Genomic DNA, 20,053 nt, shown 5'->3' with positions numbered 1-20,053 from the left:
AAGCCCCTCTGTATGCGCCGAGGAGCGCAGGGTTTCGCGGATCAGGGCTCGCAGCTGTCTGAGCGAAGCGAGTTCTGCGAGACCCCGCGAAACCCGAGCACCGCAGGTTGCCCGCAGCGAAGCGGAGGGTCGCAGACAGTGGGGTCGCCTTTTCTTTGCTTACTTTCTTTTGGCGAAGCAAAAGAAAGTGAGTCGCCCGCCGGGGCGAGTCCCGGCCTCGGGAAGCAAACAAGGCCAACAGCTCAAAGAGTCAGAGCGTATGACTCCGATCCCCCTCCACAAACCCCATTGCATCCCAAGGCTCACCAACAGCAAACCCCACCACCTTGAACAGCTCCCCCATCTCATGCTCATGAATGAGCCGAGCCGCCATTCCCCGCTCCGCAGTAGAGCCCTGCTCCATCCTCGCAAGCAACCCGCAGTTCAGCAGAAACCGCGCCTGGCTCGTGTAGCCCAGCACCTCGAGCCCCGCTTCCTGTCCCGCCAGCGCAATGCCAGTGAAGTTGACGTGCGCCGTGATGTCCTTGTAGCCCACGTCGGACAGCGGATCGCCGTCGGCCTGGTGCGCACGGTGGCACATCACCGTTCCCATGTGGCGCTGCGGGTGGTAGTACTCGCGCTCCGGAAAACCGTAGTCGATGAAAAAGGCCGCACCCTTTACCAGGCGGTCCGCCAGGGTGGCGATGAAGGCCTCGGCCTGGGGATGGATTTCAGTGAGATAGTCGTGCTCGCCCGGCACCTCGAAGGGCGGCCGCAGTTCCGTGGCGCGATCGGCCCAGGTCCAGCCATTGCCGCTTGCATTGCGAACCACGCCGCGCTCATGCCACTGGCCGCCCGCGCGCGCCAGCAGTTGCACCGGCATTGCATCGAGCACCTCGTTGCCAACCACCACGCCCTGCATCGACTCCGGCAGCTCGCCGAGCCAATCGACGCGGTCGGCATAGCGCACCAGCGCCTGCTGCTGCCGCTCGCGCAAGGTGCCCGACAGGTCGACGATGCGGTAGCGCACGTCGCCGCGGCCCATTTCGTCGAGCGCGTGCAGCAACTGCACCGCGAGCGCGCCCGAGCCGGCGCCAAACTCCCAGACCGTGTCGGTGCCAGTCTTCTCCAGCGCTTCGACCACCTGGGCCGCGAGGGCCTGGCCGAACATGGGCGTGAGTTCGGGCGCCGTCACGAAGTCGCTGCCCGAAGACGGCATGTGGCCGAACTTGGCGGAGCTGTTGGCGTAGTAGCCCAGACCCGGTGCGTACAAGGCCAGCGCCATGAAGCGGTCGAAGCCGATCCATCCGCCGGCGCGTTCCACCGCGCGGGCAATCAAAGTATCGAGGGCGATGGGTAAACTGTTTGTCGTCTTTATCGTCACGCCCCGATTCTCCCTTCTCTCTCCGCATGAGCACAGTGCCTCTTCCTCCTGTTACTCCGGCCCCCCGCACCGTCCTCGTCACGGGAGCCGGACGCCGGCTGGGCCGCGAGATCGCACTGGCCCTCGCCGCAGGGGGCTGGCAGGTGGCGGTGCACTACCGCAGCTCGCGGGCCGAAGCCGAGCAAACGGCGGCCGATTGCGCGGGACTTTCGGGCAGTTCGGCAGTCTTCGAGGCCGACCTCCTCGACGAAGGCGCCACCCGCGCCTTGCTGCCGCGCGTGGCGGCGCATTTCGGCGGGGTCGACGCTGTGGTCCACAGTGCGTCCCTCTTCGAGCACGACGACGCGGCCAGCTTCAGCTATGCGCTCATGGAGCGACACGCGCGTAGCAACACCGGCGCGGCCATCCTGCTGGCGCAGGCATTGCGCGACCACCTGGCGCTGCGTGACGCGCAGGGCGCGGTGGTGCACCTGCTCGACCAGAAGCTCTGGAACCCGAACCCCGACTTTCTCAGCTACACGCTCTCCAAGGCTGCACTCGAAGCCGCCACGCCCATGCTGGCCATGGCGCTGGCGCCACGCGTGCGGGTGGTGGGCGTGGCGCCCGGCCTCACGCTGCCGAGCCACATGCTCGACGAGGCCAAGTTTTCGCAGCTGCACAAGCTGTCGCCGCTGGGCCGCTCTTCCACGCCTGCCGACGTCGCGGCCACGGTGAAGTTCGCGCTGGAGAACAACTCGATCACCGGCACCACGCTCTTGGTGGACGGGGGCCAGCACCTCATGAAATTCGACCGCGACTTCTCGCTGATGTGAGCCCCACCATGTCCTCTACCCCCATCGGCCGCCAGACTCTCACCCTGCAAGGGCTTCGCTTCGATGCCAACCTGGGCATCCTCGACCAGGAAAAGACGGCGCCGCAGCCGATCCAGGTCGACGCCGAGCTGCATCTGGGCGCGCAGCCGCTGATGCCGAAGGACGACGACATCTTTCATGTGCTGGACTACCGCAAGGTGCGCCGCATCATCATCGACGAGTGCACGGCCGAGCACGTGAACCTGCTCGAAACCCTCATCGGCAAGCTTGCGCAGCGCCTGCTGCAGCTGCCCGGCGTGGTCGGCGTGCGGGTGAAGATCGCCAAGCTCGAAATCTTCGACGACTGCGAGGTGGCTATCCGCATGGAAGCCGGGGAATGGTGATCCAAGGCAAAATCGGGGCTTCCTCCCCCCGATTTGCCTGAAGCAGCCCACCCATGAACGCCGTCTGGATCGACGAGGCGCCCGTCGCCGGCGCCACCCCCATCGCCACCAACTCGCTGAAGATCGAACGCGAGACGCACAAGCTTGAAAAGCGCCTGTGCCGCGAAGTGGGCCGCGCCATCGTCGACTACAACATGATCGAAGAGGGCGACAAGGTCATGGTGTGCGTCTCGGGCGGGAAGGACAGCTACGCCATGCTGGACATCCTGCTCAAGCTCAAGGCGCGCGCACCGATTCATTTCGACATCGTCGCGGTCAACCTCGACCAGAAGCAGCCCGGCTTTCCGGAAGAAGTGCTGCCCAAGTATTTGAGCGAGCTCGGCGTGGACTTCCACATCGAGAACCAGGACACCTACAGCATCGTCAAGCGCGTGATTCCCGAGGGCAAGACGACCTGCGGTTTGTGCAGCCGCCTGCGCCGCGGCATCCTGTACCGCGTGGCGGACGAGCTCGGCGCCACCAAGGTGGCACTGGGGCACCACCGCGACGACATGCTGCAGACCTTTTTTCTCAACATGTTCTTCGCGGGCAAGCTCAAGAGCATGCCGCCCAAGCTCGTGAGCGACGACGGCAAGCACATCGTGATCCGCCCGCTCGCCTACGTGGCCGAGAAAGACCTGGTGCGCTGGGCGCAGCACCGCGAATTTCCGATCATTCCGTGCACGCTGTGCGGCAGCCAGGAAAACCTGCAGCGCAAGCAGGTCGGCGAAATGCTGCGCGAGTGGGACAGAAAGCATCCCGGCCGCGTGGAGAACATGTTCACCGCGCTGCAGAACGTGGTGCCCTCGCACCTGCTCGACGGAACGCGGCACGACTTCAAGGGTCTGAAGGCCACCGGCGTGGCCGACGAAGACGGCGACAAGGCCTTCGACACGCCTTCTTTCGACCTGCTCTCCCAGGCACCTGCAGCCCTGCGCATCCTCCAGGGCTGAACGGGCAACCCAGGGGAATTTTGGGCCGCGGAGCCCGGAGATCCTCATGAAACGTGCGTTTTTTGCTCTCTTTTTGGCAGCATCACTGAGCGGCTGCGCCACCTCGTGGGTGGTCGACAGCGATGTGAAAAGCTTCTCCTCGCTCGCCGCGGTGCCGCCCAGCGCCACCTACCGCTTCGAACGGCTGCCGTCGCAGCAGGCCGACGCCGCCCAGCAGGAATCGCTCGAGGCGATGGCCGCGGCGGCACTCGAAAAAGTGGGCCTCCGCCGCGACGACGCCAAGCCGCAGTACAGCGCGCAGATCGGCGCACGCGTGACGGTCGGCCTTTCGCCCTGGGCCGACCCGTGGCTGTTCGACGGCCCCTGGGGCGCTGGCTACGGCTACCACGGCTACGCGCGCCGCTGGTATGGCGGCGGCTGGTACGGTGGGCCTGGCTTCATCCCGCCTGCGGCCAACCCCTGGTATGAGCGCGAGGTGAGCATCGTGCTGCGCGACATCGGCTCGAACCGCGTCGTCTACGAAACACGGGCCCGCAACGACGGGCCGTACAACGCGAGCGCGACCATCCTGCCGGTGATGTTCCAGGCCGCGCTGCAAGGATTCCCGAATCCGCCGCAGGGCGAGCGCCGCGTGAACATCGAACTCTCGGCTGCGAAGAAGTGAGCCGCTTCTAGAATCCGGCCGATGGAAGAAATCACCCGCCTGATTGCCGTTCGCCATGGCGAGACCGCCTGGAACGTCGACACCCGCATCCAGGGCCAGCTCGACGTCGGACTCAACGCCACCGGCCTCTGGCAGGCCCGGCGCGTGGGGCAGGCGCTGGCGCACGAAGACATCGGCGCGATCTACGCGAGCGACCTGTCGCGCGCCTGGCAGACCGCGCAGGAGATCGCGCGCCCCCATGGCCTCACGGTGCACCCCGAGCCCGGCCTGCGCGAACGCGCCTTCGGCCGCTTCGAGGGCATGAGCTTCGCGGAGATCGAAGCCACCTTGCCCGACCAGGCCAGGCGCTGGCGCGAGCGCGATCCCGAGTTCGAGCCCGAGGGCGGCGAGAGCCTGCTGGCGTTTCGCGAGCGCGTGACGCACATTGCGTCGAAACTGGCCGCGCGCCATCCGGGCCAACTGGTGGCGCTGGTGGCGCACGGCGGCGTGATGGACGTGCTCTACCGCGCCGCCACGCGCCAGGAGCTGCAGGCGCCGCGCACCTGGCAGCTCGGCAACGCGGCCATCAACCGCATGCTGTGGACGCCCGAGGGCTTCAGCCTGGTGGGCTGGAGCGACACCGCCCACCTGGTGACGGACGAGGACGACGACATCCTCGACGAGACGACGACCTAGGCGTGCGAGGAGGCCGCGTGCCCCGCGGCGGCGCCACCGGCCTCGGCCTTTTTCGCCTCGCCCGGCAGATCGACCATGGGCCCGGTGCCGCTGTAGCGGTCGAGCGCAAGATAGATCGCGGGCGTGATGTAAAGCGTGATCACCTGCGAGAAGATGAGCCCGCCCACCACCGCCACACCCAGCGGCTGGCGCAGTTCGGCGCCGGCGCCCAGCCCCAATGCCAGCGGCAGCGCACCCATCAGCGCGGCCAGCGTGGTCATCATGATGGGGCGGAAGCGCAGCCGGCAGGCCTCGCGGATCGCATCGACCGGCTTCATGCCTTCGGTGCGCTGCGCATCGAGCGCAAAGTCAATCATCATGATCGCGTTTTTCTTCACGATGCCGATCAGGAGCAGGATGCCGATGGTGGCAATCAGCGTCAGGTCGAAGCTGAAGAGCTTGAGTGAAAGCAGCGCGCCCACGGCGGCCGACGGCAGGCCGGCCAGGATGGTCAGCGGATGGATGTAGCTTTCGTACAGCACGCCCAAGAGCACGTAGATCACCAGCACGGCCAGCACCAGCAGCACGGCCTGGCTGGCCTGCGAGCTCTGGAACACCGCCGCATCGCCGCCGTAGGTGGTGATGATCGACGGCGGCATCTTCAGCTCTTCCTTGAACTGGTCGATCTTCGCGGTCGCGTTGCCCAGCGGCACGTCGGGCGCGAGGTTGAACGACACCGTCACCGCCTGCAGCTGGCCCTGGTGGTTGACCGAGGTCGGTCCCACGGTGCGCTGGACGGTCGAGAAGGCCGAGAGCGGAACCAGCCGGCCCGTGGTGCTGCGCACCGACAGGCGCGACATGTCGTCCTCGAACTGGCGGTCGTTGTCGGAGGCCGAGAGAATCACCTGGTAGGTGTTGCTCGCGCCGTAGATGCTGCCGATCTGCCGGTCGCCATAGGCGTTGTAGAGCGCGGTGCGAAGGTCGCCCACGGCCACGCCGAGCACGCCGGCCTTGTCGCGGTCGACCTCGAGCGTGGCTTGCAGGCCGCGGTTCTGCGAATCGCTGGTGACGTCGCGGAACGCCGGGTCGGCGCGCATGCGCTCCATCAGCCGCGTGGCCCAGGGCACCATCTCGCCCGCGTTCACGCTCTGCAGCGTGTACTGGAAGCGCGCCTTGCTCTGGCGGCCGCCCAGGCGCAGGTTCTGCACCGGCTGCATGTAGACCGCAATGCCCGGAATCTCGCGGAAGCGCTGGCGCAGCGACTCGAGCACCACGGCCATCTTGGGGCGCTGGTTGCGCGGCTTGAGCACGGCGAACAGGCGGCCGGAGTTCTGCGTGGCCGTGGGGCCACCCACGCCGACGAACGAGTTCACGTAAGCCACGCTCGGGTCGGCCAGGAGCGATGCGGCCACGCGTTCCTGAAGTGCGTTCATGGCGGTGAAGGAAATGTCCTCGGCCGCTTCGGTGGTGATCTGGATCTGCCCGATGTCCTCCTCGGGAAAGAAGCCCTTCGGAATGGAGACGAACAGCCACGCAGTGACGATGAAGGTGCCGCCGGCGATCAGCAGCATCAGTGCGCGGTGTCCCAGTGTCCAGTCGAGCGTGCGCATGTAGCTGCCATGCACCCAGCGGTAGCCGCGCTCAAAGGCGCGGCCGATGGCGGTGCCGGGTTCCGGATGCCCCTCTTCATGGTCGAGCACGCCGTCCTTGCGGGGCACGTGCTTGAGCAGCCGGCTCGCGAGCATCGGCACCAGCGTGAGCGAGACGACGGCCGACACCAGCACCGCCAGCGCAACCACCACCGCGAACTCGTGGAACAGCAGGCCGATCACGCCCGGCATGAAGAAGATGGGAATGAACACCGCCACCAGCGAGATCGAGATCGAGACGATGGTGAAGCCCACCTCGCGCGCGCCGCGCAGCGCCGCGGCAAAGGGCTCCATGCCCTTTTCGACGTAGCGCATGATGTTTTCGAGCACCACGATCGCATCGTCCACCACCAGGCCCACGGCCAGCGTGATGCCCAGCAGCGAGACGTTGTCCAGGCTATAGCCAAAGGCGTAGAGCAGCGCCACCGCGCCGATCAGCGAGATGGGAATGGTCGCGGCCGGAATCAGCGTCGCCACCAGCCGGTGCAGGAACAGGAAGATCACCAGCACCACCAGCGCGATGGTGCCCAGCAGCGTGAGCTGCACGTCGTGCACGGCCTCGCGGATGGACAGCGAGCGGTCGTTCACCATGTGGATCTCGACCGATTGCGGCAGCTCGGCCTTGAAGCGCGGAATGAGCGCGCGCACCGCATCCACCACCTCCACCGTGTTGGCATTGGGCTGGCGCTGCACGGCCAGCGAGATGGAGCTCTGGCCATTGAAGCTGCTCGCGGTCTTGACCGATTCGAAGCTGTTCTCGATGGTGGCCACTTCGTCGAGCCGCACCGGCGCGCCGTTGCGCTGCCCGACGATCAGCTTGGCGAAATCTTCCGCCTTGGTGAGCTGGCGGTTGGCCTGGATGGTGAGCGTCTGGCGCGGCCCGTCGAGCGTGCCGACCGGCGTGTTGGCGTTGGCCGAGTTCACGGCCTTGGCCAGCTCGTCGAGCGTAATGTTGCGCGCATTGAGCAGGTCGGCATTGGCCTTGATTCGCACCGCAAAGGCCTTGCGGCCATACACGCCCACCTGCGCCACGCCATCGATGGTTGAGAGCGTGGGCGAGATCAGGTTCTCGGCATAGTCGTTGAGCTCGGACGGGTTCATCGACGGAGAAATCAGCGCGATGAACAGCACCGGCGCATCGGCCGGATTCACTTTGCGGTACGAAGGCAGCTGCGTCAGTTCCTGCGGCAGCTGCCGCTGGGCGCGCAGCAACGCGGCCTGCACGTCGACGGCGGCGGCGTCGATGTCGCGGCTGCTCACGAACTCCAGCGTGATCGAACTCACGCCCTGCGTATTGACCGAACTGATTGTCTGCAGGCCTGGAATGGTCGAGAACTGCTTCTCGAGCGGCAGCGCGACCGACGATGCCATGGTGTCCGGGCTTGCGCCCGGCAGCTGGGCGTTCACGTTGATGACCGGCGTGTTGTAGCTCGGCAGCGCCGCAACCGGGATGCTGAAGTACGCAAAGATGCCCGCCACCACGACGGCGGCGGACAACAGCACCGTCATCGCGGGACGACGGATGCAGAGCTCCGAGATGTTCATGCGCGTTCCCGCGGGGTCTGGGTGTCCGTCGATGCCGCGCTGCCCGGCGCAACCCCCGTGGTGCCGGCCGGTGCGGCCTTCTTGTCGACGCGGACCTTGCCGCCCGGGCGCACGTTCTGGCTACCTTCGATGACCACCTGCTCGCCCGGCTCTACACCGCTCACCGCCACCTTGGTGCCGAAGTTGTAGAGCACCTGTACCTTGCGTCGCTTGGCGTCCTTGGCCTCGTCGACCACGTAGAGCGAAGCGCCGTCGGACAGCATCATGAGCGCCGCCGCCGGCACCACGGTGGCGCCGGAGAGGGTGCGCACCGTGATGCGCGTGCCGACGAACTGTCCGGGCCAGAGGCTCTGGTCGGCGTTGTCGAACACCGCCTTGGCGCGCACGGTGCCGATTTGCGGGTCGACCGTGTTGTCGACGAAGTTGAGCACGCCGGTCAGCGGCTCCTTGCGTCCGCTGACGAGCGCCTCGACCTTGGAACGGCTGCGCGCCGCCGCCAGCAGGTCTTGCAGATTGGCCTCAGGCACCGGGAAGCTCACCGCAATCGGGTCGAGCTGCGTGATGGTGACCAGCGACAGCGTGGGCTGCACCAGCGTGCCGGGGTAGATGTTGACGGCGCCGATGCGCCCGGCGATGGGCGCGCGCAGCGTGGCGTAGCCGAGCGCCACCTGCGCCGACTGGACGGCGGCACGGTCGGCAGCCACCGCGGCGCGCTGCGCCTCGAGCTGCGACAGCGTGGCGTCGGTGGCACTCCTTGAAATGAAGTTTTGCGCCAGCAGTTCCTGGCTGCGCTTGTACTGGCGCTCGAGGTCGGCCATGGTGGCCTCGTCGCGCTTTTGCTGTGCGCGGGCACGGGCAAGGTTGGCCTGGTCGTTGCGGTCGTCGAGCGTGAAGAGCAGCTGGCCCTCCTTGACGAACTGCCCCTCTTTCACGTGCACCGCCGCAACCGTGTTGGTCACCTGCGGCCGCAGGTCGACACTGTTGAGCGAGACCACGCTGCCATTGACCTGCACCGTCACCGGCACGTCCTGCCGCTCGGCCGTAGCCAAGGTGACGAGCGCGGGCGGGGCACTGCCCGCGGGCGCTCCGCCGGCCGCGGTGGCCGGCTTGGCGTTCTTTGCCGACATGCGATCGCCAGCCCCGTTCCACCACCATCCCGCGACGGCTACGATCAACACACCTGCAAGGCCGAGAACGAGTTTTTTCTTCATGGATTTTTGAGCACTTTGGGCTGACAGCGGCTATTGGAGCAGCGGTCGGTTCGCAGTGTCCACGAGTGCCGTAAAGATAAGTAAAGCGCCCTGCAAGGCCCATGCACCACCCACTGTGGCAGGCGCCAAGGGGGATTTCACCCCCTCGCTAAAATCGGCGCTCCACAGCCTCTGGATATACCCCATGAACCGCTGCAAGATTCCCACGAATGCTCTCACTTTCATAGCGCTTTGCACAGTAGCTGCAACCCTTTTTTCCGTTGACGCAGCGGCCCAGGCCGACGTGCCCCGGCCGCAGACGCAAAACGAATCGATGGTGGGCGGGCGCACCTTCCCCATCGGCACGCTGCGCGGCAAGTTCATGGTGACCAGTGCGCCCGACGTTGAGCTCGACGGCCACGCAGACCGCCTGGCGCCTGGCGCCCGCATCCGCAGCGAACAGAACATGCTGGTGATGGCGGGCGCCATCGTCGGCCAGAAATACCTCGTGAACTACACGCGGGATGCCGCCGGCCTGCTGCGCGAGGTGTGGATCCTCACGCCGAGCGAGGCGACGGCCAGTCGCGAGTCGCTGAACAAGCCCTTCCTGAACATCTGGCCGTTCACTTCGAACGACACCGTCAATACGCAATGAAGAAGCCGGCGGGCCGTCGCCCGCCGTGCGCGCAGCGAGCAATAGCGCCGCGCTGCATTTCGCCTTTCCCTTAGCGGGAGGCCCAGAGAGCACCCCATGAGCAAAAAAGTCTTTATCAAAACCTTCGGCTGCCAGATGAACGAGTACGACTCGGACAAGATGGCCGACGTGCTGAACGCCGCCGAGGGCTACGAGCCGACGCAGAACGTGGACGAGGCCGACCTCATCCTCTTCAACACCTGCTCGGTGCGCGAGAAGGCGCAGGAAAAGGTGTTCTCCGACCTCGGACGCGTGAAGCACCTGAAGGCCAAGGGCGTGAAGATCGGCGTGGGTGGCTGCGTGGCCAGCCAGGAGGGCGAAGCCATCATCGCGCGCGCGCCCTATGTCGACATCGTGTTCGGCCCGCAGACGCTGCACCGCCTGCCCGAGATGCTGAAGGACCGCGAGCGGCTGGAGCGGCCGCAGGTGGACATCAGCTTTCCCGAGATCGAGAAGTTCGACCACCTGCCGCCCGCGCGCGTCGAAGGCGTGACCGCCTTCGTGTCGATCATGGAAGGCTGCTCCAAATACTGCAGCTACTGCGTGGTGCCCTACACGCGCGGCGAGGAAGTGAACCGACCGCTGGACGACGTGCTGGTGGAGATTGCGGGCCTTGCCGACCAGGGCGTGCGAGAGGTCACGCTGCTGGGGCAGAACGTGAACGCCTACCGCGGGCGCATGGGCGACACGGCCGAGATCGCCGACTTCGCGCTGCTGATCGAATACGTGGCCGAGATCCCGGGCATCGAGCGCATCCGCTATACCACCAGCCACCCCAACGAGTTCACGCCGCGGCTCATCGAGGCCTACGCCAAGGTGCCGCAGCTGGTGTCGCATCTGCACCTGCCGGTGCAGCACGGCAGCGACCGCATCCTGATGGCCATGAAGCGCGGCTACACGGCCATGGAATACAAGAGCACCGTGCGCAAGCTGCGCGCCATCCGGCCCGAACTCGCGCTGTCGAGCGACTTCATCGTCGGCTTCCCGGGCGAGACGGACGAAGACTTCGCCAAGATGATGAAGCTGATCGACGACTGCCAGTTCGACAACAGCTTCAGCTTCATCTTCAGCCCGCGCCCCGGCACGCCGGCCGCCGCGCTGCACGACGACACGCCCCATGCGGTGAAGCTGGCGCGCCTGCAAACGCTGCAGCGCGTGATCGACGGCAACGTGCGCCGCTTCGGCGATGCGCTGGTGGGCACCACGCAGCGCGTGCTGGTCGAAGGGGCTTCACGCAAGGACGCGAACGAACTGATGGGCCGCACCGCGTGCAACCGGGTCGTCAACTTCGAGGGTGATGCGCGCCTGGTCGGGCAGATGGCCGACCTGCGCATCACGCGCTCGCTGGCCTACACGCTGCGCGGCGAAGTGGCCACGCGCGAATCGTCGACGGTGCCGGCTTCCGCCGCGCTCGCCGCCTGATGGCGAAACGGCCGTCGACACGGGGCTCGTTCCAGCAGCTCCTTCTTTTCGCTTTCCTCTTGATCACCGCGCTCCTGGTGGGCGTGGCGCTGCGCTCGGTGTTTCAGTACGACGTGCTCATGACGCAGAGCCGCGATGCGGCCGCGCGTGCGCTGCGGCTTTCGGGCGCGGCCCAGTCGCTGGCCGAACGCAGTGCGGCCATGGAACGTGCCGGGCGCCAGTCGCTGGTGCTGAACGATGCCGTGCTGCGGCGCCGTTTCGACGATGCCGCACGCGAGGCGCACCAGGTGCTGGAACGGCTCGAGAGAAACGGCCTCGCGCCCACGGGCATCGAGATGTGGCGAAGCCAGCTCGGCGTGATCGAGGGTCTGATGAGCGGCAGCTCCGATACCGCGCTCTCGCGCGAGAACAGCATGGCCATCCAGTTCCGCGATCTCGACTCGCTCAACACCAACATCGCGCAGCAGGCCCAGTTCCTCATCGAGATGCAGAACGACGCGCTCGCCAAGCGCATCGAGAACGCGCGCCGCCGCCTGATGCGCGAGGTGGTTGCGGCGAGCGTGCTCGCGGTTTCTCTGGCGCTGGCTTTCGGCATCTGGCTCGCACGCCCGTTCAAGCGGCTCGAACACGCCATCGTCGGCCTGGGCCAGAACCGGCTGGACGAGCCCATCGACATCCGCGGTCCGGCCGACGTCCGGCGCGTGTCGCAGCAGCTCGAATGGCTGCGCCTGCGCCTGACCGAGCTGGACGCAGACAAGGCGCGCTTCCTGCGCCATGTGTCGCACGAGCTCAAGACGCCGCTGGCCGCGCTGCGGGAAGGCGTTTCGCTGCTCGAAGACGGCGTGACGGGCCCGCTGAACCCGGCCCAGCTCGAAGTGGCGCAGATCCTGAACCAGAACACCGTTTCGCTGCAGGGCCAGATCGAGGCGCTGCTGCGCTTCAATGCCGCCGCCTTCGAAGCGCGCGAACTGCGCCGCGAACGCACCGAACTGCTGCCTCTGATCGAGGAACAGATCGAGGCCCAGCGGCTGCAATGGCAGGCCCACGGACTGCGCGTTCGGGCCGAAGGCGAAGCGTTGGCGCTCACGGTGGACCGCGTCAAGCTGGGTACCGCGGTGGCCAACCTGCTGTCCAATGCCATCCGCTATTCGACGCCGGGCGGTGTGATCACCATCGCGGTATCGAGCACGGCGGATTCGGCGTGCATCGATGTCAACGACGCCGGCCCGGGTATTGCCGAAGGCGACCGCGACAGGATTTTCGAGCCGTTCTACAGGGGCGAGCGCCAGCCCGAGCACGCCGTAAAGGGCACCGGCATCGGCCTTTCCATCGTGCAGGAGTACATTGCTGCCCATGGAGGCCGCATCACCTTGCAGCCAGGCGGGCCCGGCGCGCGCTTTCGCATCGAATTGCCGCGCACGGCCTGAATCCATCCTGAAGCTCCGCTACCCCGGGCATCCACTGAAACACCGCCTCTTGTCTTTTTTTCAACCCATGTTTTTTCCGTTCGTCCGCAGTTCGACCCTGTCCGGGGCGGTGGCCATGCCTTTCGTCCTGCTGCTGGCCGCCTGTACGACGCAGCCCAAGCCACCCGCCGAGGCGGATGCCGTGCCACCGCCGCCCGCGGCGCCGCGCGTGGTGCCGGTAGAGGCCGAACCCAAGGCCCCCGCCACCCAGCCGGCATCGCTTTTCACGCTGATGACCCAAGGCCCTGTGGCAGCCGTGCTGGCCTACGCAGACAAGGTCCGCCCGCTGGGCGGCGCCGAGCTGAATGCCGAAATCACCCGCGCCGGCGATCCGGGCGATTCGCCCACCGCGCAGATGCAGCTTGCGTTGCTGCTGGCGCAGACGCGCGTTCCGGCCGACCTGGCGCGCGCCCTGGGCCTGCTGCAGCGCGTGATGTCCAACCCCTCGCCCGAGGCCCAGCCGCTGCAGCCGCTTGCGCGCGCGCTGGCCGCGCGCTACGTGGAGCAGCGCCGCGTCGAGGACGACCGCGACAAGCAAGTGCAGCAGCTGCGCGAGAGCCAGCGCCGCATCGACCAGCTCAACGACCGCATCGAAGCGCTGCGCGCCATCGAGCGCAGCTTTGCGCGCCCCAATAACGCGCCGGTGCCGACCTTGCCGGCACCCGGCGGAGCCAAGCCAAACCCATGAACATCCAGCGACCGCGGAAAGAGTCCCTCCGATGAGCACGACCGGCGCACGCCTGCTGGTAGTCGACGACGATCCGGACATGCTGCGGCTGCTCTCGATGCGGCTGAGTTCGGTGGGCTACCAGGTCACGGCCGTGACTTCGGCCGAGACCGCGCTCACGCAGCTCGAGATCGAGCATCCGCAACTGGTGCTCAGCGACGTGCGGCTGCCCGGGCGCGATGGGCTCCAGCTGTTCGACGAGATCAGGAAGCGGCATCCTTCGCTGCCGGTGATCCTGCTCACGGCCCACGGCACCATTCCCGACGCGGTCGAGGCCACGGCACGCGGCGTGTTCACCTACCTCACCAAGCCCTACGACGGCCGCGAGCTGCTGGACAAGATCGCCCAGGCGCTGGCGCTCGGCGCTCCGGCCAGCACGCCTGCCAAGGCCGGCGACGAAAGCTGGCGCGCCGAAATCGTGAGCCGCAGCAACCGCATGTCCGAGCTGCTGGCCGAGGCGCGCATGGTCGCCAAGTCGGACGCCTCGGTGCTGCTGCGCGGCGACAGCGGCGCCGGCAAGGAAATGCTGGCACGCGCCATCCACCGCGCCAGCGCCCGCGCCGACAAGCCCTTCGTGGCCGTCAATTGCGGCGCCATTCCGGAGGCGCTGCTCGAGTCGGAACTGTTCGGCCACATGAAGGGCGCCTTCACCGACGCCCATGCCAACCACAAGGGGCTGTTCCAGCAGGCCGACGGCGGCACGCTGCTGCTGGACGAAATCGGGGACATGCCGCCTGCCCTTCAGGTCAAGCTGCTGCGCGTGCTGCAGGAGCGCGCGGTGCGTCCGCTTGGCGCCAGCCAGTCGATCGAGGTCGACGTGCGCATCATCTCGGCCACCCACCGCGACCTGGACGCGGCCATGGCGGCAGGCCAGTTTCGCGAAGACCTTTATTACCGGCTCAACGTGGTCACGCTCACGCTGCCGCCGCTGTCGGCCCGGCGCGAAGACATTCCGCTTTTGGCGAACCACTTTCTGCAGAAGCTGTCGACCAAATACGGCAAGCGGCTGTCCGGCTTCGCGCCCGAGGCGCTCAAGGCGCTGGCCACCGCGGCCTGGCCCGGCAACGTGCGCCAGCTCTACAACGTGGTGGAGCAGGTCTGCGCGCTGTCGAGCTCGCCCCTGATTCCGCTGGCGCTCGTGCAGCGGGCGCTGCGTGTGCCGACGGTCGAGGTCCAGACCTATGCCGAGGCCAAGCAGCGCTTCGAGCGCGACTACCTCGTGGGCCTGCTCAAGCTGACCGACGGCAACGTGGCCGATGCCGCCCGGCTGGCGGACCGCAACCGCACGGAGTTCTATCGTCTGCTGCAGAAGCACGAACTCACGCCGGGGCACTTCAAGGCCGACGCTGTCGCTCCCGGCAGCGAGCCTGTCGCCGAGTAGCGACGCCCCTAAGGCGTTGATTTAAAACGATATTTTCCACCAGCCTCCAAGCCTTGTCGGGATTCGGCGACAAAAACAGGGGTTTCGGGGCCTTCCAAATGGCCCCAGCCGCCAAAACTGCATCCAGATCGACATAAGTCATTGATCTGAAAGCGTTTTTCCATGCTGGCACAGGGTTTGCCCCTGTAAAGGCATGACAGCACTCACCAGCCCATCTTTCGCACTGCGCCAGCAGCGCGACGGCCTGCGTCAAAAGCAGTTTTCCCTCTCGCGGCCCCGTGCCGCGGGTCATTCGGCGGCCGCGCTCGCAAGTGCAGGCGGCGCCGAACCGGATTGCGTCATCAAGCGCTTTCCTGCCATTGGCGACACCCCTTCCCTCGACAAGCAACGTTGGTAAATCACACATGAAGCCAAACGACTTCTCCCAACTGAACGTGCTGACCGAAGCCGACTTTTCGCACCGCAGCCCGGTGCGCGAAGAACGCCATCCCAATGCCGTGACCGCTCCGCCGGTCAACCGTGGCTCCATGGCGCCCCGCCCCTGGCGCGGCTTCTGGAACAGCCTCGGCACCGCCGTGCTGGTCAAGCTTGGCGCCGGCAGCAAGCCGGAAGCCGAGACCGCCGAAGCCGGCGCACAGGTCAAGCAGCCGTGGCAGCGTGCCGCGGCGCAGCGCCGCTTCGCATTCATGGCACTCACGCTGCTGAGCACCGTGATCGCCTCCGCGCTGTTTGCCGGCGTGCAACCCGACTACGACAACGTCTGGCTCGAATACGGCCAGATCGGCCTGTACGGCCTGCTCTCGGGCTGGGTCGTCACCGGCTTCGTCACCGCACTGATGGGCTTCTACGTCTCGGTGCGCGGTGACAAGCACGCGCTCTCGGTCAAGCAGGTGGCCCACCACCCGATGAACCCCGAGGCACGCACCGCGATCATCATGCCGATCTGCAACGAAGACGTTGCCACGGTGTTCGCTGGCCTGCGCGCCACCTGCGAATCGGTTGCCACCACCGGCCACGCGAAACAGTTCGACGTGTTCGTGCTGTCCGACAGCTACAACCCCGAGACCGCCGCCGCCGAGCGCGCTGCCTGGGAAGATCTGCGCGCCGCACTGGCCGACAGCCCGAATCAGCCGCAGGTCGAGGTGTACTACCGCCTGCGCACCCGCCGCACGCACCGCAAGGCCGGCAACGTGGCCGACTTCTGCCGCCGCTGGGGCAAGGACTACCGCTACATGGTCGTGCTCGACGCCGACTCCGTGATGAGCGGCGACTGCCTGACCTCGATGGTCAAGCTGATGGAAGCCAACCCGACCGCCGGCATCATCCAGACCGCCACGCAGGCCATCGGCCACGTGACGCTGCATGCCCGCGCGCAGCAATTCGCCTCCCGCGTGACGGGCCGCCTGTTCACGCTGGGCATGCAGTTCTGGCAACTGGGCGAATCACACTACTGGGGCCACAACGCGATCATCCGCGTCGAGCCCTTCATGAAGCATTGCGCGCTGGCTCCCATCAAGGGCACCGGCGGCATGTCGGGCGGCATCATGTCGCACGACTTCGTCGAAGCCGCGCTGATGCGCCGCGCCGGCTACAACGTGTGGCTGTGCGCCGACTTGGTCGGCAGCTACGAACAGCAACCGCCGGACCTGCTGGCCGAACTGCAGCGCGACCGCCGCTGGTGCCAGGGCAACCTGCAGAATGCCCGCCTGATGGCCGAGCCCGGCATTCACCCGGTGCACCGCGCAATGTTCGTGACCGGCACCATGGCGTATGTCTCGGCACCGCTGTGGCTTGCGTTCCTGACGCTCGGCACCGCGCTGTGGCTGAGCGGCTCGAGCCTGATCTCCAGCTGGAGCGTGCTGCCTGCGGAACTGGCCGGCCTGTGGGTCTGGACCCTGTGCCTGTTGTTCCTGCCCCGCGTGCTCGGCATCGCTGCCGTGCTGATGCGCGGCGAGCAACGCCAGTACGGCGGCCTGTGGGGCCTGGTGAAGAGCTCGGTGCTCGAAAGCGGCCTTGCCATCGTGCAGGCGCCGGTTCGCATGCTGGCTCACTCGCTGTTCGTGCTGGTTGCCCTCACCGGCATCAAGCTTGAATGGAAGTCGCCCCCGCGTGAAGCCGCTGCGGTGCCATGGAAGGTTGCCGTGTCGCAGCTCGCTCCCATGAGCATCGTGGTCGGCGCGCTGGCCCTGGGCGTCGCAATGATCGACCCGAGCGCACTGATCTGGCTCATGCCTGTTGGCCTGCCGCTGCTGCTGGCGATTCCGCTCACGGTGCTGACCAGCCAGATCGCTTTGGGCACGTCGCTGCGCGACCGCGGCTTCCTGCTGATTCCCGAGGAATCGCGTTCGCCGGCCGTGCTGCGCCGCGCCTGGATGCACGCGCTGCGCCTGGCGCGCCCCGCGGCGCTGGCTACCGCCTGATGATTGGCTGATGCGCTGAAGCTCAGCGCAAATAAAAAAAGCCGGCCACTGGGCCGGCTTTTTTCATGGAGCGGCTGCCAGGCAGCAGCCATCTCTCTCTATATATATAACTAGAAGGGCAGCTTGGGGCCGCCGGGACCACCCATTCCGCCCATCCCCTTCATGCCGCCCATGCGCTTCATCATCTTCATGAGGCCGCCGCCCTTCATCTTCTTCATCATTCCCTGCATCTGCTCGAACTCGTTGAGCAGGCGGTTCACTTCCTGAACCTGCACGCCGGCGCCGGCCGCGATGCGGCGCTTGCGCGTGGCCTTGAGAAGCTCGGGCTTGCGGCGCTCCAGCGGCGTCATGCTCTGGATGATCCCTTCCTTGCGGCGGATGTCGCGCTCGGCACGGGTCATGTCGGCCTCGGTGGCCTTGGCGGCCATCTGCTGCGGCAGCTTGTCCATCAGGCTCGAGAGGCCGCCCATCTGCTTCATCTGCTGCAGCTGGCCGAGAAAGTCGTTCAGGTCGAAGCCGGCGCCGCTCTTGACCTTGGCCGCGAGCTTCTGCGCCGCCGCCACGTCGACGCCGGCCGTGACCTGCTCGACCAGCGCGACGATGTCGCCCATGCCCAAGATGCGGCCGGCGTGGCGCTCTGCGTCGAACACTTCCAGGCCATCGATCTTCTCGCTGGTGCCGGCAAACTTGATCGGCACGCCCGTCACCTGACGCACCGACAGCGCCGCGCCACCGCGCGAATCACCGTCGGTCTTGGTCAGGATGATGCCGGTGAGCGGCAGTGCATCCTTGAAGGCCTTGGCGGTGTTGATCGCGTCCTGGCCCTGCATCGCATCGACCACGAACAGGGTTTCGACCGGATCGAGCGCACCGTGCAGCTGCTTGATCTCGGTCATCAGCACTTCGTCGATGGCCAGGCGGCCTGCCGTGTCGACCAGCAGCACGTCGAAGAAGTGGCGCTTGGCGTGGTCGAGCGCGGCGCGCGCGATGTCGAGCGGCTTCTGGTCCGGCGTGCTGGGGAACCACTCGGCGCCGGCCTGCTTGGTCACCATCTTGAGCTGCTCGATGGCGGCGGGCCGATAGACGTCGCCCGACACGGTGAGCACCTTCTTCTTGCGCTTCTCGATCAAGTGCTTGGCCAGCTTGGCGGTGGTGGTGGTCTTGCCCGCGCCCTGCAGGCCGGCCATCAGGATCACCGCGGGCGGCTGGGCCGCAAGGTTGATGTCGGAGATGCCCTCGCCCATGGTGGCGGCGAGTTCGCGGTTCACGATGCCGACCAGCGCCTGGCCCGGCTTGAGCGAGCCCAGCACTTCCTGGCCGAGCGACTTCTCTTTCACCCGCGCCACGAAGTCGCGCACCACGGGCAGCGCCACGTCGGCCTCGAGCAGCGCCATGCGCACTTCACGCAGCATGTCCTGCACGTTGCTTTCGGTAATGCGCGCCTGGCCGCTCATCGTTTTGACGAGGCGGGAAAACTTTTCTGTGAGGGCGGTGGCCATGAAAGAGATGCCTTGCTGCCCGCCGCGGCGGGTCATTGGAAGTCGAAACTGGAGATCGGCCGGTTACTGCGACACGAAGAAAGTGCGCACGCCTGGGGGAGATAAACTCTACCGATGATTTTAGCGATCCCCTCCCCCCTCGCGGTGGCGCTGGGCATCGCCACCGCGGCTGCCTACGGATTTGCCGCTGCCGCTGGTGCCCGGCTGAGCCGAAAAGCCACCCAGTGGGCCCTCGGGCTGGCATGGCTGCTGCATGCCGCGGTGCTGGGCCACGGCCTGGTCGGCAGCCAGCCGCACTTCGGCTTTGCGCCAGCGCTCTCCGTCACCGCCTGGCTGGTGCTTACCGTCTATGCGGTCGAAAGCAGCATGTACCCGCAGATGAAGGTGCGTCGTGCGCTGGCCTGGCTGGGGGCGGCCGCCGTGCTGCTCGGCGTGCTGTTTCCGGGCACGCCGCTGCACGTCTCGGCATCGCCGTGGCTGCCGCTGCACCTTGCGCTCGGCATCGCGTCCTATGGTTTGTTTGGCGCCGCGGTGGTCCATGCCTGGCTGATCACGCGGGCCGAGAAGCAGATCCGTCTGGCCACCGAGCCGCAGGCCGGCCTGCCGCTGCTCACGCTCGAGCGGCTCACCTTCCGCTTCGTGATGGCTGGCTTCGTGCTGCTTTCCGCCACGCTGCTTGCTGGCTTGCTGTTCAGCGAAACGCTGTATGGCGCGTCGTTCCGCGGATGGAAGTGGGACCACAAGACGGTGTTCTCGGTGCTGGCCTGGATCAGCTTTGCGGTGCTGCTGATCGGCCGCGTGCGCTTCGGCTGGCGCGGCCGCACGGCGCGGCGCGTGCTTTACGCCGGCTCCGTCCTGTTGCTGCTGGCCTACGTGGGCTCGCGCTTCGTGCTCGAAGTAGTGCTGGCGCGCGGCATGTCATGAAATACCTGCTCGTTTTCGCGGTGCTCTGGGTGGCCATCTGGCTCTGGCGCAGGAACCGCCGGGAGGAAATGCGCGAGGCCGAGCGCGAACAGGCAGCAGCCCGTGCCCAGCGTCCGCCCGCCGCGCCGGCGGCTCCGCAGGCCATGCTCCGTTGTGCCCATTGCGGCTTGCACCTGCCCGCGAGCGATGCCATCGCGGGTCCGGGCGAGGCGGTCTATTGCAGTGCTGCGCACCGCCAGGCCGCCGAGCGCGGCTGACGGAACAGCCC

At 66.8% G+C, this 20,053-nt stretch carries 18 protein-coding genes; 14 read left to right on the top strand and 4 right to left on the bottom strand.

Annotation, left to right across the window (positions count from 1 at the left end; translation table 11 throughout):
* Positions 1-250: 250 nt before the first annotated feature.
* On the bottom strand, positions 251-1,363 hold the full coding sequence (locus tag ASC78_RS13280) for a class I SAM-dependent methyltransferase (protein ID WP_055801811.1): 1,113 nt from the start codon (positions 1,361-1,363) through the stop codon (positions 251-253).
* Positions 1,364-1,389: 26 nt separating this feature from the next.
* On the opposite strand from ASC78_RS13280, the gene ASC78_RS13275 reads away from it, so the two are divergent.
* The 5 genes from ASC78_RS13275 to ASC78_RS13255 are packed head-to-tail and all read left to right on the top strand — an operon-like array spanning position 1,390 to position 4,889.
* Entirely contained in the window at positions 1,390-2,175 is a 786-nt protein-coding gene (locus ASC78_RS13275) for an SDR family oxidoreductase (protein WP_055801808.1), read from the top strand.
* Positions 2,176-2,183: 8 nt separating this feature from the next.
* Positions 2,184-2,558 carry a dihydroneopterin aldolase gene (locus tag ASC78_RS13270; RefSeq protein WP_021005694.1) on the top strand — a complete coding sequence of 125 codons (375 nt, stop codon included), beginning with the start codon at positions 2,184-2,186 and terminating at the stop codon, positions 2,556-2,558.
* A gap of 53 nt (positions 2,559-2,611) precedes the next feature.
* Complete coding sequence (ttcA, locus tag ASC78_RS13265; protein WP_055801803.1) at positions 2,612-3,550, top strand: tRNA 2-thiocytidine(32) synthetase TtcA; 939 nt, start codon at positions 2,612-2,614, stop codon at positions 3,548-3,550.
* Positions 3,551-3,596: 46 nt separating this feature from the next.
* Positions 3,597-4,214: a DUF4136 domain-containing protein gene (locus tag ASC78_RS13260; RefSeq protein WP_055801799.1), complete on the top strand. Its 618-nt coding sequence runs from the start codon at positions 3,597-3,599 to the stop codon at positions 4,212-4,214.
* A gap of 21 nt (positions 4,215-4,235) precedes the next feature.
* Positions 4,236-4,889 (top strand): histidine phosphatase family protein, encoded by a 654-nt coding sequence (locus tag ASC78_RS13255; RefSeq protein WP_055801796.1) that lies wholly within the window; start codon positions 4,236-4,238, stop codon positions 4,887-4,889.
* Here the strand turns inward: ASC78_RS13255 and ASC78_RS13250 are convergent.
* Both ASC78_RS13250 and ASC78_RS13245 read right to left on the bottom strand, forming a co-directional pair.
* The gene (locus ASC78_RS13250; protein ID WP_055801794.1) at positions 4,886-8,062 is read right to left on the bottom strand and encodes an efflux RND transporter permease subunit; all 3,177 of its coding nucleotides are present in this window, start codon (positions 8,060-8,062) and stop codon (positions 4,886-4,888) included. The genes ASC78_RS13255 and ASC78_RS13250 overlap by 4 nt on opposite strands.
* Complete coding sequence (locus ASC78_RS13245; RefSeq protein ID WP_055801791.1) at positions 8,059-9,189, bottom strand: efflux RND transporter periplasmic adaptor subunit; 1,131 nt, start codon at positions 9,187-9,189, stop codon at positions 8,059-8,061. The genes ASC78_RS13250 and ASC78_RS13245 overlap by 4 nt, the downstream gene beginning before the upstream one ends.
* A gap of 268 nt (positions 9,190-9,457) precedes the next feature.
* Between ASC78_RS13245 and ASC78_RS13240 the strand changes: the two genes are divergently transcribed.
* The 7 genes from ASC78_RS13240 (at position 9,458) to mdoH (ending at position 17,362) form a co-directional block, all read left to right on the top strand.
* Entirely contained in the window at positions 9,458-9,907 is a 450-nt protein-coding gene (locus ASC78_RS13240; protein ID WP_055801789.1) for a hypothetical protein, read from the top strand.
* A gap of 96 nt (positions 9,908-10,003) precedes the next feature.
* A complete protein-coding gene (gene miaB / locus ASC78_RS13235) occupies positions 10,004-11,368 on the top strand; it encodes a tRNA (N6-isopentenyl adenosine(37)-C2)-methylthiotransferase MiaB (RefSeq protein ID WP_055801785.1) in 1,365 nt (454 codons plus the stop codon).
* Positions 11,368-12,795 carry a sensor histidine kinase gene (locus ASC78_RS13230; RefSeq protein WP_055801782.1) on the top strand — a complete coding sequence of 476 codons (1,428 nt, stop codon included), beginning with the start codon at positions 11,368-11,370 and terminating at the stop codon, positions 12,793-12,795. Before miaB ends, ASC78_RS13230 begins: the two co-directional genes overlap by 1 nt.
* A gap of 115 nt (positions 12,796-12,910) precedes the next feature.
* The gene (locus ASC78_RS13225) at positions 12,911-13,522 is read left to right on the top strand and encodes a hypothetical protein (RefSeq protein ID WP_443082718.1); all 612 of its coding nucleotides are present in this window, start codon (positions 12,911-12,913) and stop codon (positions 13,520-13,522) included.
* A gap of 31 nt (positions 13,523-13,553) precedes the next feature.
* Positions 13,554-14,942 carry a sigma 54-interacting transcriptional regulator gene (locus ASC78_RS13220; protein WP_055801777.1) on the top strand — a complete coding sequence of 463 codons (1,389 nt, stop codon included), beginning with the start codon at positions 13,554-13,556 and terminating at the stop codon, positions 14,940-14,942.
* 193 nt (positions 14,943-15,135) lie between these two features.
* Complete coding sequence (locus ASC78_RS13215) at positions 15,136-15,339, top strand: hypothetical protein (protein ID WP_055801774.1); 204 nt, start codon at positions 15,136-15,138, stop codon at positions 15,337-15,339.
* A 7-nt stretch (positions 15,340-15,346) separates the two neighbouring features.
* Positions 15,347-17,362, top strand: a complete 2,016-nt coding sequence (mdoH, locus tag ASC78_RS13210; protein WP_055801771.1) for a glucans biosynthesis glucosyltransferase MdoH — start codon at positions 15,347-15,349, stop codon at positions 17,360-17,362.
* A gap of 110 nt (positions 17,363-17,472) precedes the next feature.
* Here the strand turns inward: mdoH and ffh are convergent, their stop codons facing one another.
* On the bottom strand, positions 17,473-18,861 hold the full coding sequence (ffh, locus tag ASC78_RS13205) for a signal recognition particle protein (RefSeq protein ID WP_055802190.1): 1,389 nt from the start codon (positions 18,859-18,861) through the stop codon (positions 17,473-17,475).
* A gap of 114 nt (positions 18,862-18,975) precedes the next feature.
* Between ffh and ASC78_RS13200 the strand changes: the two genes are divergently transcribed.
* Complete coding sequence (locus ASC78_RS13200; RefSeq protein ID WP_055801770.1) at positions 18,976-19,785, top strand: cytochrome C assembly family protein; 810 nt, start codon at positions 18,976-18,978, stop codon at positions 19,783-19,785.
* On the top strand, positions 19,782-20,042 hold the full coding sequence (locus tag ASC78_RS13195) for a PP0621 family protein (protein WP_055801767.1): 261 nt from the start codon (positions 19,782-19,784) through the stop codon (positions 20,040-20,042). The genes ASC78_RS13200 and ASC78_RS13195 overlap by 4 nt, the downstream gene beginning before the upstream one ends.
* The last annotated feature ends 11 nt before the right edge of the window (positions 20,043-20,053 follow it).

It is taken from the genome of Variovorax sp. Root318D1 (assembly GCF_001424835.1).
Classification (GTDB): domain Bacteria; phylum Pseudomonadota; class Gammaproteobacteria; order Burkholderiales; family Burkholderiaceae_C; genus Variovorax.
The sequence above is the reverse complement of the archived record's forward strand: the minus strand, read 5'-3'. Positions and strand labels throughout refer to the sequence as shown.

Coding starts and splice junctions, on each gene's coding strand:
- ASC78_RS13275 (WP_055801808.1), top strand. CDS start 1,390: ATGAGCACAGTGCCTCTTCCTCCTGTTACTCCGGCCCCCCGCACCGTC.
- ASC78_RS13270 (WP_021005694.1), top strand. CDS start 2,184: ATGTCCTCTACCCCCATCGGCCGCCAGACTCTCACCCTGCAAGGGCTT.
- ttcA (WP_055801803.1), top strand. CDS start 2,612: ATGAACGCCGTCTGGATCGACGAGGCGCCCGTCGCCGGCGCCACCCCC.
- ASC78_RS13260 (WP_055801799.1), top strand. CDS start 3,597: ATGAAACGTGCGTTTTTTGCTCTCTTTTTGGCAGCATCACTGAGCGGC.
- ASC78_RS13255 (WP_055801796.1), top strand. CDS start 4,236: ATGGAAGAAATCACCCGCCTGATTGCCGTTCGCCATGGCGAGACCGCC.
- ASC78_RS13250 (WP_055801794.1), bottom strand. CDS start 8,062: ATGAACATCTCGGAGCTCTGCATCCGTCGTCCCGCGATGACGGTGCTG.
- ASC78_RS13245 (WP_055801791.1), bottom strand. CDS start 9,189: ATGTCGGCAAAGAACGCCAAGCCGGCCACCGCGGCCGGCGGAGCGCCC.
- ASC78_RS13240 (WP_055801789.1), top strand. CDS start 9,458: ATGAACCGCTGCAAGATTCCCACGAATGCTCTCACTTTCATAGCGCTT.
- miaB (WP_055801785.1), top strand. CDS start 10,004: ATGAGCAAAAAAGTCTTTATCAAAACCTTCGGCTGCCAGATGAACGAG.
- ASC78_RS13230 (WP_055801782.1), top strand. CDS start 11,368: ATGGCGAAACGGCCGTCGACACGGGGCTCGTTCCAGCAGCTCCTTCTT.
- ASC78_RS13225 (WP_443082718.1), top strand. CDS start 12,911: ATGCCTTTCGTCCTGCTGCTGGCCGCCTGTACGACGCAGCCCAAGCCA.
- ASC78_RS13220 (WP_055801777.1), top strand. CDS start 13,554: ATGAGCACGACCGGCGCACGCCTGCTGGTAGTCGACGACGATCCGGAC.
- ASC78_RS13215 (WP_055801774.1), top strand. CDS start 15,136: ATGACAGCACTCACCAGCCCATCTTTCGCACTGCGCCAGCAGCGCGAC.
- mdoH (WP_055801771.1), top strand. CDS start 15,347: ATGAAGCCAAACGACTTCTCCCAACTGAACGTGCTGACCGAAGCCGAC.
- ffh (WP_055802190.1), bottom strand. CDS start 18,861: ATGGCCACCGCCCTCACAGAAAAGTTTTCCCGCCTCGTCAAAACGATG.
- ASC78_RS13200 (WP_055801770.1), top strand. CDS start 18,976: ATGATTTTAGCGATCCCCTCCCCCCTCGCGGTGGCGCTGGGCATCGCC.
- ASC78_RS13195 (WP_055801767.1), top strand. CDS start 19,782: ATGAAATACCTGCTCGTTTTCGCGGTGCTCTGGGTGGCCATCTGGCTC.